This window comes from Stenotrophomonas sp. YJH_SMC_130 (genome assembly GCF_059369035.1).
Genome location: NZ_JCAFSH010000013.1, coordinates 63,128 through 74,371 on the forward strand (window position 1 = coordinate 63,128; position 11,244 = coordinate 74,371).

The 11,244-nt window shown below is 61.0% G+C and carries 11 protein-coding genes; 7 read left to right on the top strand and 4 right to left on the bottom strand.

All coding sequences use genetic code 11. The features are described 5' to 3' along the window. The first annotated feature begins 37 nt into the window (after positions 1 to 37). The 3 genes from AC5P5V_RS14255 to AC5P5V_RS14265 all read left to right on the top strand — a co-directional run bounded on the left by AC5P5V_RS14255 (position 38) and on the right by AC5P5V_RS14265 (position 2,423). A complete protein-coding gene (locus AC5P5V_RS14255) occupies positions 38 to 547 on the top strand; it encodes a lactoylglutathione lyase family protein (protein ID WP_033836000.1) in 510 nt (169 codons plus the stop codon). 177 nt (positions 548 to 724) lie between these two features. Next, on the top strand, positions 725 to 1,252 hold the full coding sequence (locus AC5P5V_RS14260; protein ID WP_223224789.1) for an SRPBCC family protein: 528 nt from the start codon (positions 725 to 727) through the stop codon (positions 1,250 to 1,252). 52 nt (positions 1,253 to 1,304) lie between these two features. After that, on the top strand, positions 1,305 to 2,423 hold the full coding sequence (locus AC5P5V_RS14265) for an NADH:flavin oxidoreductase/NADH oxidase (protein ID WP_049402762.1): 1,119 nt from the start codon (positions 1,305 to 1,307) through the stop codon (positions 2,421 to 2,423). 215 nt (positions 2,424 to 2,638) lie between these two features. Here AC5P5V_RS14265 and AC5P5V_RS14270 read toward each other — a convergent pair whose 3' ends face one another. After that, on the bottom strand, positions 2,639 to 2,992 hold the full coding sequence (locus tag AC5P5V_RS14270; RefSeq protein WP_043033501.1) for a hypothetical protein: 354 nt from the start codon (positions 2,990 to 2,992) through the stop codon (positions 2,639 to 2,641). A 26-nt stretch (positions 2,993 to 3,018) separates the two neighbouring features. On the opposite strand from AC5P5V_RS14270, the gene AC5P5V_RS14275 reads away from it, so the two are divergent. Both AC5P5V_RS14275 and AC5P5V_RS14280 read left to right on the top strand, forming a co-directional pair. After that, entirely contained in the window at positions 3,019 to 3,354 is a 336-nt protein-coding gene (locus AC5P5V_RS14275; RefSeq protein WP_043033500.1) for a hypothetical protein, read from the top strand. Positions 3,355 to 3,359: 5 nt separating this feature from the next. Continuing rightward, a complete protein-coding gene (locus AC5P5V_RS14280; RefSeq protein WP_043033616.1) occupies positions 3,360 to 3,983 on the top strand; it encodes a TetR/AcrR family transcriptional regulator in 624 nt (207 codons plus the stop codon). 589 nt (positions 3,984 to 4,572) lie between these two features. Here the strand turns inward: AC5P5V_RS14280 and AC5P5V_RS14285 are convergent. The 3 genes from AC5P5V_RS14285 to AC5P5V_RS14295 all read right to left on the bottom strand — a co-directional run bounded on the left by AC5P5V_RS14285 (position 4,573) and on the right by AC5P5V_RS14295 (position 7,563). Beyond that, a complete protein-coding gene (locus tag AC5P5V_RS14285) occupies positions 4,573 to 5,601 on the bottom strand; it encodes a hypothetical protein (protein WP_049402763.1) in 1,029 nt (342 codons plus the stop codon). Positions 5,602 to 5,835: 234 nt separating this feature from the next. Continuing rightward, entirely contained in the window at positions 5,836 to 6,441 is a 606-nt protein-coding gene (locus AC5P5V_RS14290; protein ID WP_100442041.1) for a hypothetical protein, read from the bottom strand. A gap of 147 nt (positions 6,442 to 6,588) precedes the next feature. After that, the gene (locus AC5P5V_RS14295; RefSeq protein ID WP_049402764.1) at positions 6,589 to 7,563 is read right to left on the bottom strand and encodes a DNA-binding protein; all 975 of its coding nucleotides are present in this window, start codon (positions 7,561 to 7,563) and stop codon (positions 6,589 to 6,591) included. A gap of 104 nt (positions 7,564 to 7,667) precedes the next feature. Between AC5P5V_RS14295 and AC5P5V_RS14300 the strand changes: the two genes are divergently transcribed. Together AC5P5V_RS14300 and AC5P5V_RS14305 are read left to right on the top strand one after the other, a co-directional pair. Beyond that, positions 7,668 to 8,744: a site-specific integrase gene (locus tag AC5P5V_RS14300; RefSeq protein WP_495215916.1), complete on the top strand. Its 1,077-nt coding sequence runs from the start codon at positions 7,668 to 7,670 to the stop codon at positions 8,742 to 8,744. Positions 8,745 to 8,845: 101 nt separating this feature from the next. Then, positions 8,846 to 10,810, top strand: a complete 1,965-nt coding sequence (locus AC5P5V_RS14305) for an AAA family ATPase (protein WP_049402765.1) — start codon at positions 8,846 to 8,848, stop codon at positions 10,808 to 10,810. Positions 10,811 to 11,244 lie beyond the last annotated feature (434 nt).

Below are 11,244 nucleotides of genomic sequence, written 5' to 3' on the forward strand. Positions count from 1 at the left end.
CTAATCTTGCGGCTACCCCTCTCTTCAGTGGTGTGCCGTGCCTGCCCTACCCCCTCCCTACCCTCGCGCCTTCTCCCACATCGGCCTGTCTGTTACCGATCTCGATGCCGCGGTTTCCTTCTATACAGAAGTCTTGGGCTGGTACCTCGTCATGCCGCCGACCAGGATTGCTGAAGACGAAAGCGCAATTGGCGTGATGTGCACGGATGTGTTTGGGCCTGGATGGGGCAGCTTCCGCATTGCACATCTATCCACTGGTGACCGGGTTGGAGTCGAAATCTTCCAGTTCAATAACGCCGAGCGTCCCGCGAACAACTTCGAGTACTGGAAGTCGGGCGTCTTCCACTTCTGTATTCAGGATCCGGACGTTGAAGGCCTGGCCGCTCGGATTGTGGCAGCTGGTGGAAAGCAGCGAATGCCGGTTCGAGAGTACTTCCCAGGGGAGAAGCCCTATCGGATGGTTTACATGGAGGATCCGCTGGGCAACATCCTGGAGATCTACAGCCACAGCTACGAGCTTACGTATTCAGCTGGCGCGTACGTCTAGCTCCACGCACACCCTCAGCCAGCTTTCGACTGCCAGGCAGTCCTCGCCAAACTGAGACACGACGGTACGGAGCAAGTGTCTCGGCTGTAGAAGTCAGAGGTCTGCAAGTTAGAAGCTGGCGAACGTAATTTTAACGATTCATCGGCGAGCCGCGCCGCTAGCCCTAAGGAGCATATGATGAAAATGAACGGCATTCGTTGGCCGGAAGGCTACCTTCCTGGTTACACCGAAAACTTTGTCTCGAATGAGCTGATCGTCCTCGGCCTTGCCGCAGCTGATGTTTGGCCGTTGCTTGAAGAGCCACGTCTGTGGCCGACCTACTACGGAAATTCAGCCAATGTGCGCTTCCACGATGGCGCCGGCCCTCTGTTGCGAAACGGGGATCGATTCTACTTTGAAACCTTTGGCTTCCCCGTGGAGGCTCAATGCGTCGAGCATGAGGCTCCTACCTCCGAGGGTCCGGGCCGGATCGCTTGGCATGGCTGGGCCGGTGAGCCCGGGTCTGCCGATCGACTTGACGTTCATCATGCGTGGATTGTCGAAGACCTTGATGGTGGCCGAGTGCGGATCCTCACGCAGGAGACGCAGAAGGGACAGCCTGCAGAAGCCCTGCGTCTGGCCAAGCCGAATCCAATGATCAATGGTCACCAGGATTGGCTGGACGGCCTGGTGGAAGCAGCTCGAGCCGCCAAGTCAACGTCCTAAGCCGGAGTAAATCCCCGTGCTTGCTCCTCTTGCTCTCCCCAAAGCCCCGTTTATGTCTGCCCTGTTTAGCCCATTCGAGCTCAAAGGTGTCACTCTTAAGAATCGTATCGCGGTGCCGCCCATGTGCCAGTACAGTGCGGAGGACGGCCGTATCAACGATTGGCATCTCAGCCACTATGCCGCGCTTGCGCGCGGAGGCGCTGGGCTCGTGATTGTCGAGGCTACCGCCGTGTCTCCGGAAGGACGCATCACCCCGGGATGTGCTGGCCTGTGGGGTGATGAGCAAATTCCAGGAATGGCAGCCATCGCTTCTGCCATCAAGCAAGGCGGTGCCGTAGCTGGCATCCAGATCGGCCACGCAGGGCGCAAGGCTAGTGCAAATCGGCCATGGCAAGGCGATGACCACATCGCAGCCGATGATCCCGCAGGATGGGCGATCCTTGGTCCCTCGCCGATCGCCTTTGGCGGCTCGCTCGATAGAGTTCCCAACGAGATGACGGTTGAGGACATTCATCGCGTTCAAGCGGATTTCGTCGCTGCAGCCAAGCGTGCGCTTGCTGCAGGATTTGAATGGCTGGAGCTTCACTTCGCTCATGGCTATCTGGCGCAGAGCTTCTTCAGCCCCGACAGCAACAAGCGGGAGGATCGCTACGGTGGCAGTGCGGAGAACAGAGCACGCTTCCTGCTGGAGACATTGGCGGCCGTCCGTAAGGTTTGGCCCGAGCATCTGCCGCTGACCGCGCGCTTTGGAGTTGTGGAGTACAACTCGCGCGATGGCCAAGCACTGGTCGACTCCATTGAGATTGGCAAAGAAATGCGAGAGTTGGGGCTTGATCTGCTCAACGTGAGCATTGGCTTCAGTGCTCTTGGTGGCCGCGTCCCATGGGGTACACAGGCGTTCCTGGCACCCCTTGCTGAGCGATTTGCTAATGAAACTGGGCTTCCGGTGGCCACAGGTTGGTGCATCGATGATCCACAGACTGCCGAGCGCGTTGTAGCGGACTGTCAGGTTGACCTAGTGATGATCGGGCGGGCCCACCTATCCAATCCGCACTATCCGTACCAAATGGCCATTGCGCTTGGCCAGGAGCTCCCAGCCAGCGTGCTACCCACGCCTTACAGCTATTGGCTGAGCAGATACAAAGGCCCGGGCAAGGCGTCGGCTCAATAGGAGCGAGCCAGCCCCCTCCTCCATCGAGCAATAGGGGCAAATGATCTGGCTCCCATCGAGAATCCCTAACGCCATTGCAAGCTGCTACCCCGCCTCAACACAGGCGGGGACAGGCACCATTAAAGTTGCTCCGCCTTGTCCGCCAGGGGTCACCGAAGCGGCTGCGTGAGCGAGACGGGATGGGAGGTCTGACTAGGCGCCGAAGAAGACTCGAGCTAGCGAGAGGCACTTGGCCGACGCTGCCTTGCCGGCATGCTCAAGCGCGAGCGCTCCGCCGCCGACAAGATGACCATCAGCACAAAGGGGTTGGCTACCTGAATCATGACTACGGACGTCTCTGAGATTGCACCTTGCAGCAGGAGAATCATCGGAATAGTGAGTAGGGCATGGAACAACACTCCCGCACCAACCAAAAGGGCTAGTGCTCGATAGCTCATACGACCCGCGCCAAAGGATGTGTAGATCATCCAAGCGCAGAGGGGGATGAAGATGATGATCGCAGTTAGCGTTCCCGCGCCGTAGCCGACCCCGAGAATCAGCGGGATCACGTGGAAGACAACGTTGATCATGATGATGCTGTAGATCGCATAGCCCCTTGAGCCAGGGCAAGGCTGGAAAGATTGAAGGCGGCGATCGCCTGCCCTGGGTGAAGACGCGTGGTGAGGACAACTACGCGATCTCAGAGCAAATCGGCTGGCAGGTCCATGTCTATGGACGAGCCAGTACTGAACTAAAGGGCTGGTGCGACAGCCGCGGCATGGCTCTTCGCGAGTTTACCTGGCACGAAGAACATGGCCGCGCTGGACGTCAGCAGGACGCTGTCTACGTTCTGCGGCCTGACACTTGGGTGGGATTGGCACAGCCAACGCAGTCCCTAGACGAGCTGCAGCGCTATTGGGATTCCCGCATGGGCAAGAGATTGAGCACGTGAGCGAGATGCAACCTAAGTGGAGTCGTCGCAAGGAGGCGCGGCCGCTCGAGATTGTAGACGCTGCGGTAGATGTTTTCCTTGAGAACGGCTTTGCTGCCGCAAAGCTCTCTGATATCGCGAAGCGCGCACGAGTCGCGAAGGGCACGATCTACCTCTACTTTGAAACCAAGGAAGAGCTGTTTCGAGCCGCAGCGCGCCAGTTGATCTCCACAAATCTGGAAGGCCTTGAGACGGCACAGGCGACCTTCGACGGGTCGATTGAGGAGCTAATCCCGACGCTCCTCCAGCGAGCGGTCTCATCAGGTGGCGATGCCCGCTTGTCTGCAGCATTGCGAATGGTGCTATCGGAGAGCCGAATGTTTCCTGAGCTTGCGAGGATCTGGCATGACGAAGTTGCATCTCGCATGATCCGGCTGGTGGCAAGCGCTGTCGAGCGGGCGCAGGCCAAGGGGACCGTCCGCGCCGGCGACTCAAATCTCATGGCCTTTTCAATCATGGCTCCGATCGTAATGGGTGTGCTGTTCCACGAGCTGTTCGGGACCTCGAGTCCGCATGCACCTGCGCTGGACAAACTTGCGTCCCAGCATGCTTCAATGATCCTTCATGGCATCACTGTGGATGCGATGTAAGCCGCCCTCACGGAGTTGTTAAGGGTTAGGCCACATCTATCCCTCCATGATTGAGATCAGTTGTCCTAGCCCTGCGACTTCGAGGGTGATCGTCTGCCGGCCAGAAGCAGATTCAGCGCGGCACAATCCTAGCCAGCGCATGCGCCCAAGGCATTGCTACTTGAAGGATGGGCAGCCATTGGCAAGCCACCAGCAGGCTACCGTCCTTCGTCGCCCCATGCGCACCGTCACGCAGTTCGAGCAGGGCATCCGGCCCGGGTTAGTCGTCCATCCCGCTGCAGACGATCAGGTCGAAACGACCCGTCGGCCACTCCTGCAGTTTCTGGGCGCAGGCCGCCGGAAGCGATAGAACGTTGAGTGTCGGTCCGAGGGCTGGCGCACCTCGTAGCCGCTGCCTCGATATCCCCCCGAGAACCGCTGGCCGAACGCAAGCGTCAGCGCCTCCACGCTCAGCACCACGTTCCAGATCCTTCGTGGCCCCACTTGCCGCTTCGCTTCCTGCGTTACGACGGCCAGCGCAACGGCCCCGATGACCGCGGACTGGTACCGGAGTTCAGGCACCACTCGCCGAGCTCCCGCGCGCCTGCGATCAGACGAAGACCTCATCGAGCAGGTCCCGCAGCGCGCCGTTCAGCCTCGGGTCGCCCTGTCCCTGCAAGGACAGGTACAGCGACAACGGGTCCACGACGGTGCCCGCGCCACCCAGGCGGGTGGAGTACGCCCAATGCTGCACGTCTGCATAGCCCTCGCCGGCCACGGGAAACCATTCCGGCTCCGGATGCCGACGGAAGCAGTCTCGTCCGATCGCAGCGATCGGACGCGATGGCGCCGCCAGTTCGGTGAGAACGGACAGGCCGGTTTCTCCCGCAGCACGACAATGATCGGCCAGCAGCATGTCCAAGCCACTTTTGCCGATGCAAGTGGTGCGCAGCACCGGCGAGCGCAGCCGCGGCAGCGCGACCGCCCACAAGGAGCGGCGCGCTTTCAAGAACCGTAGCTTCGTCTCCCGCCCCTCGCGCTGGGCGCTGACGAGGTTAGCCGCCACCAGTTCACGGGCGACCCGCGAGGCAGTCATGCGTGAGTAGCCTGCCTCGCGCGCCAGGTCGAGCGGCACCCACGGGACGCTGCCAGGGATGCCGCGCTCCTCCAAGTCGGGCCGCAACAGGGCCGCGATCAGAACCGCTTGTGCCGGATGGCTCAACCGCTCCCCAGCGGATGTGAGCACCCTTGGAGACGAATCGCGCTCGCGTAAGCTCATCAGGAAGCTCGGAGCGAACAGTTGGCTACCAGGCACAACGAAATCCACCCGAGACTCGATGAGCTTGGAGCGAATGTAGGGCGAAACGCCGGAGAGCACGAGAATGACCCTCAAGCCGGCCTTTTCCGCCAATCGATGCACCTGCGCGATCAGCCGCAAAGGTGGCAACGGTTCCGTCTGCGCCGGGACGGTGGCCAGCAGCACCCTGTGGCCGAGCAGGTCAAGCTCGGCCAGGCCGAATAGGGTGGCGAGGAAGTGGGGTAAGCCGCGCGTCTTGGAGCTGGGCCAGGGCTCGAGCTCACCGACCATGTCGGGTAGTAGACCCTGAAGATAGCGGGCTGCGGCGTCGAGGTCGTTCATAGCAGCGAATGTAACGGAGGTTCTTTACCGTAACAAGGCGCGGTGACAGTGAAACTGCTCTATTACAGTCCAGTGCACCAGGCCCCTGCTACATCGCCAGGCGAGTTCCCCCGTTCAGACGCCAGCTACTCCCTCCGACTCCGCACGATTTGCCGGATAGCCCTCGGCAGTGGATTACTAGAGAGAGGTTTGTGACTATTACCGCGTAGTTGTAACGAACAGCATTTGCATGGGCTATTCATTAGGCAGCACGATTGTGTCGTAGTTGAAGTCTCGAGGCCGCTGACCGGTTGCCTTGATTGCTTCTTCGACGGCTCTATCGAGCATGAGCAGGTACTTTTTAACGATCTCGCTCCCCCGCCCCTTTTTCATCTCTTCTTTTCTCAGAAAGAGTTCCTGGATCTCCTTAAGTGCACTCACAGCCGTTGCTGATTGCTGCAGCGCAATCGCCAAGGATCGGTTCGGCACGTCAACATAGTTGACTGAATCGAAAGCCTTATGAAGCTGGATCAGATGCGCCAAGATCAGCCGGGGGCCGCCGAATCCTCCCTCGAACTGCGCCAGCATCAGTGTCGCTGGAAATCGCGCATAGGAAATCAGCTCTATGAGGGACTGTGTGACCTCCCGTCTCCTGACTCTGGCGTGCCAAAGGGGGATCAGTCCCGCGGCGATGATGGCTGCGATGCTGCCGATCGCTTGCACCCACGCCGGCCAGTCAAGCGCTAACGTGGCGGATTTGGGACTCGGCTTGCTCATGAGTGCCCAAGTCAAGACGGCTCCTGCGGCAAAGGTCATCACAGCGACCACCGCCCAATCTCTGTCAGTTCTTCCCTGCTTCATGGCGTTCCTCCTCCGGCGTGCTGGTTTCTACCGTTCGTACGGGGCCTGTCGCGCCGTGCTCTCGGGCGCGGTCGAGGATGAACTTTGGGGGGGCGTGTACGTCCTCCAAGTCTTTCGGGGAAAGAAGCCTTGATCGAATGGATGGCCTCAAGTCTTAGATTTCCTGCTATTGGGTTCTTGTGTCGGCTCGCCCACTCTTCTGGGCGCGGTGCGGCGTGGCTTGCTTTGCCTGCTTGGCGTTGCCGTGTTCGCTCTCCCTTGTCGGAGTGCCTCGGTAACTTGCCGAGTGGTTTCCTTCAGTGACGTCAGCTGCGCCTCCAAGCCATCAGCCCGCGCGTTCACGCCTTCCAGTCGGCGCAATGCCTGTTGCTCGCGGTTGGCAGCAGCAATGGCTTGTTGCTCGCTCTCTCGCAATGAGGTGGCCAAGGCCATGCGCTCCCGCCCCCACTCCTGCTCGGCTGACCGCAACGCCTGGCGATGCCGGTCAACCTCCGTATGGGCACGATCCTCCACTGCCCTGACGTGCGCCTGGAGCGCCCTCCTCTCTTCTTCGTGAGCGGCCGCGGCCTCGCCCAGACTGCGGCGTACGGCATCCAGTTCCTGCTCGAGTCGCTCCGCCCGTCCATAGGCTCCATCGCGTTGGCGCAGCAGGTCTTGTACTTGTGCCGTCATCTGGGAGACCTGTGCCGCCAACTGCTCCGCGGTGGTGGCGGCGGCCTGAGTCTGGACCTGAGCCTCCCTTTCGCGCTTCTGGCTGGCCTCAATCGCCAGCGTCAGGGCCACCCGGTCCTCCTCCAGCAGGCGCTCGCGTTCCTCCAGTGCGTGCCTGGTCGACTCCAGCTGGGTCTGAGCGAGCTCGCCGGCATCCTGCAGCGCGGCCTGCCACAAACGCTGGCTCAGGTGAGCTACCCGCTCTGGGATGCCTGGAACCGCCGCCTCAATGGCGCGCTGGCGCAGGCGAAAGCCTACGGTCTGCCACCAGGTCTCCAGCCAACGCGTGACGGTGTTGGGCGAGCCGGTGCCCAAGTGGGCTCGGATTCGCTCGACGGTGGGACGTTCGCCGGCGGCGATGATGTCGTCCGCTGCCTGGTGCACATCCAGTTCGCTGATGCCCTTGGCCATTGGGTGTCCTTCTGCGGAACGGTGAGAATTGGCAGGCCATGTCTGATAAGGCATATTTATCAGATGTAGCTCAACCTAATCATAGTGCACAATACATAGTACATATGAATAATATCACTGCTGCGTCAGGGGAACTCGTTTCGGGGCTGGTTCCGGAGCGGCTGGCCACTTCCGCCGCAGAAGCGGTGCGAGACATCCTGCAGGAGGCCGAAGCGCCTAACACCATTCGCAGCTACGCCGGCGCCCTGCGCTATTGGGCGGGCTGGTTCGAAGGGCGCTATGGCAGGCCCATCGCCCTACCCGTCCCCCCGGCGGCAGTGGTTCAGTTCATCGTGGATCACATGGGGCGCTCAGGCGATTTGGGGCTTCGTTGGGATCTGCCTGCAGACTTGGATAGTGCCTTGGTGCATGCGGGCCTGAAGAAGAAGCCTGGGCCGCTGGCGTTCTCCAGCCTGGTCCACCGGGTGGCGGTCTTGTCGGCGGCCCACAAGCAGGCCCGCCAAGACAACCCTTGCGAGGATCGCGCCGTGAGGACCCTACTGTCCAAGGGGCGCAGGGCTTCTCACAAACGAGGCGAGCGCCCGGCCAAGAAGACCGCGCTGTCAGCCGCAGATCTGCGCGCAATGGCGGTCACCTGCGACACCTCGCTCAAGGGGAAGCGCGATCGCGCCCTGCTCTACTTTGCCTTTGCTAGCGGCGGGCGCCGCCGCAGCGAAGTCGCCGAGGCGACGGTGAATCACCTCACCCGACTGCCCGAAGGCGGCTACACCTATCGCTTGGATCACGGAAAAACCTTGCAGTCCGGGCCAGTGGTTGGCAGCAGCCCCGACAAGCCCATCCTGGGAGAGGCAGCCACCGCACTGCAGGACTGGCTGGACATGGCCGAGATTACCGACGGCCCCCTGTTCCGGCGCGTCTGGCCACGGTCATTGGGCGGCGCGCTCAGCGGCAAGGCGGTCGCCGCCATCGTTAAGGACCGGGCGCGGTTGGCCGGTCTGGACGGGGACTTTGCCGGCCACAGCCTGCGCTCGGGCTTTGTTACCGAAGGTGCGCGGCGTGGGGTGGCCCTGCCGGCGCTGATGGCGATGACCGATCACCGCTCCGTGGCCAGCGTGATCGGATATTTCCAGCAGGGCGGCGTCGGCAGCAACCCCGCCGCGCGCCTGATGGATGAGGACTGAGCCTCCGGCCCGAGCGGCCAGCAGTGCGCGTTGAATGTGCCCCGCTCGGGCCCTATCCTGCACAAGACGCGCACCATCCACGGCAGGAATCAGGGGGCAGCATGAAGCTAGTCAAGGCACGGATCCGAAACTTCCGTTCTGCAGAGGATTCCGGAACGTTCGATGTCGGAGAGCTGACCTGCTTGGTCGGTAAGAACGAGGCGGGCAAGACTGCAATTCTGACGGCGTTGTTTGGTACCCGTCCCATCGCCGACCAGTTTGCTTACGACACGGTGCACGATTACCCCCGCCGCTTCCTCACGCGGTATGAGGAACGCCACGACGACGAACCCGCACCGGTTGCCACCCTGACCTGGGAGCTCAGCCACGAAGACCAAAAGGCGGTCGCCGACGTCCTGGGTGCCGGCGCGTTAAGTAGTACGACCGTTGACGTAACGACAGATTACAGTGGCCACAGCACTTGGAGCATTCACGTCGATCCCAACGTGGTGCGCGCGTTTCTGCTCGACCAGCACGGTGTGGCAGGCGAGGAGCGGGAGAAGTTTTCCAAGATATTGCTGGATCGACTCGTGGTCGAGATAGATGCGCACCCCGAGCCGTCTGACCAATTGCAGGCGGTCAAGCGGTCCATCAGCGGCTTCCGCAAGGGGAAACCAGTGCTGGCGGCCATCGATATCCTGCAGAAAAGGATGCCGGCGTTCTTCTATACCTCTCACTTTGATCGCATGTCCGGGGAGATATCGCTGGACAAGCTGTCTCGTGACACCCAAAGCGGCGCGACGATCTCCCCGGGTGACCAGATTTTCCTCGACTTCCTCGAGTACGCCGGGACGTCGGTCAGCGAATTGCAGTCCAGCACACGCCTGGAAGAGCTCAACGCACGTTGCCAAGCCGCCTCCAATGAAATTACCGATGAGATCTTCGAGTTTTGGAGTCAGAACGACGCGCTCAGTGTAGAGATAGCGCTTGCCCAAGGCCTCTCCGAGGATCCCGCCCCCTTCAATAGCGGGACTGTTGCCAAAATCCGCATTCGGAATGACAACCACAAGGTTTCGGTGCCCCTGTCTGAGCGCAGCGCCGGATTCGTCTGGTTCTTCTCCTTCCTGTCGCAGTTCAAGCAGATGCGAAAGAGGAACCCCGGTGCGATCATCCTTCTGGATGAGCCTGGATTGACGCTACATGGAAAGGCGCAAGCTGATCTGCTCCGCTACATCATTGAGCGTCTACTCCCCGACCCCCAGGTCATCTACAGCACCCACTCGCCCTTTATGGTGCCGGCCGATCGTCTTGCGGACGTTCGCGTCGTCGAGGACGTTGTCACCTACGACCAGCGTCGCCGCCCCACCGTTAAGGGCACACAGGTCTCCGCGGACGTCCTGAGCGTCGATCAGGACACGCTGTTCCCCCTTCAGGCCCATCTCGGTTACGAGGTTACCCAAAGCCTGTTTGTGGGAGCGCATACCCTGTTGGTCGAAGGACCTTCGGATGTGCTCTATCTTCAGGCGGCATCGCACGCGCTCAAGCAACGCAAGCGCCAAGGCTTGGACAGCCGGTGGGTGATCTGCCCCACAGGCGGCATAGACAAAGTGCAATCGTTCGCCTCGCTCTTCTCTGGCAAGGGCATCCACATGGTCGCCTTGTGTGACTACGGCAATGGCGATAAAGGCAAGGTGCAGCGGCTGAGGGAGTCTCAGATCATGAAGACTTCCGGCGTCTTGGTAGCCACGGATTTCACCGGAAAGGCGGAGAGCGACATTGAGGACTTCTTCGCACCCGCCGTCTTCGCCGACATCCTCAACGGTGCCTACGGTCTGAAGGGAAAAGGGCAAATTTCCGCCCGGCAGTTCAGCCAAGACGGTGCCCTGACGCGCCAGGTCAAACAGGCCGAAGCACTGTTTAATGTCATGGGGGCTTCCGTTCCGCCCCTGGATCATTTCACTCCCGCCAACTGGCTCATCCAGAATCAGCACGTGCTGGCCGCGGAAACTACGGCCATCAATGAAACGCTGGAGCGCTTTGAGAAGGCCTTCGCTGAGATCAATGCGGCGCTAGGGGCCGGTGCGTAGATGAACCTCTGCCAGAGCTCCGCAATGGCAGCGGGTTCCTCTCCCGGCGCGCACTCATCGGAGGGCAGGACTCGGCTGCCTGACTCCCGCGCCATGAAATCGGCCTCTAACAGTGCGCCCTTTCCCTGCCATGCTGGCCCTGCGAATGCCGGGTCCGCAGAGGGCGCTTTAGACGCGCCAAGCCCAGTCTGATCCGTGAATGCGGCGACCACCCTGCCGGTTCCAGCGGAACGCCTCCCACATCAGAGTCGGCGGCGTTCCACCGTACTTCAACTCATCAGCCAACCGGATGAATGATCTGGCCCCCCGTCAGCGGACGCCAAGAAGCGATACTTTGATCGCACTTGGAGGTCCCTTATGTCCCGTATCACCCGTCGTAGCTACACCGATGAGTTCAAGCACCAAGCCGTGGAGTTGGCCGAGTCGCTCGGACC

What these genes read in the sequence shown, in the direction of transcription:
- AC5P5V_RS14280 (WP_043033616.1), top strand. Translation starts at nt 3,360, where the DNA reads ATGCAACCTAAGTGGAGTCGTCGCAAGGAGGCGCGGCCGCTCGAGATT.
- AC5P5V_RS14260 (WP_223224789.1), top strand. Translation starts at nt 725, where the DNA reads ATGAAAATGAACGGCATTCGTTGGCCGGAAGGCTACCTTCCTGGTTAC.
- AC5P5V_RS14285 (WP_049402763.1), bottom strand. Translation starts at nt 5,601, where the DNA reads ATGAACGACCTCGACGCCGCAGCCCGCTATCTTCAGGGTCTACTACCC.
- AC5P5V_RS14290 (WP_100442041.1), bottom strand. Translation starts at nt 6,441, where the DNA reads ATGAAGCAGGGAAGAACTGACAGAGATTGGGCGGTGGTCGCTGTGATG.
- AC5P5V_RS14270 (WP_043033501.1), bottom strand. Translation starts at nt 2,992, where the DNA reads ATGATCAACGTTGTCTTCCACGTGATCCCGCTGATTCTCGGGGTCGGC.
- AC5P5V_RS14305 (WP_049402765.1), top strand. Translation starts at nt 8,846, where the DNA reads ATGAAGCTAGTCAAGGCACGGATCCGAAACTTCCGTTCTGCAGAGGAT.
- AC5P5V_RS14295 (WP_049402764.1), bottom strand. Translation starts at nt 7,563, where the DNA reads ATGGCCAAGGGCATCAGCGAACTGGATGTGCACCAGGCAGCGGACGAC.
- AC5P5V_RS14300 (WP_495215916.1), top strand. Translation starts at nt 7,668, where the DNA reads ATGAATAATATCACTGCTGCGTCAGGGGAACTCGTTTCGGGGCTGGTT.
- AC5P5V_RS14265 (WP_049402762.1), top strand. Translation starts at nt 1,305, where the DNA reads ATGTCTGCCCTGTTTAGCCCATTCGAGCTCAAAGGTGTCACTCTTAAG.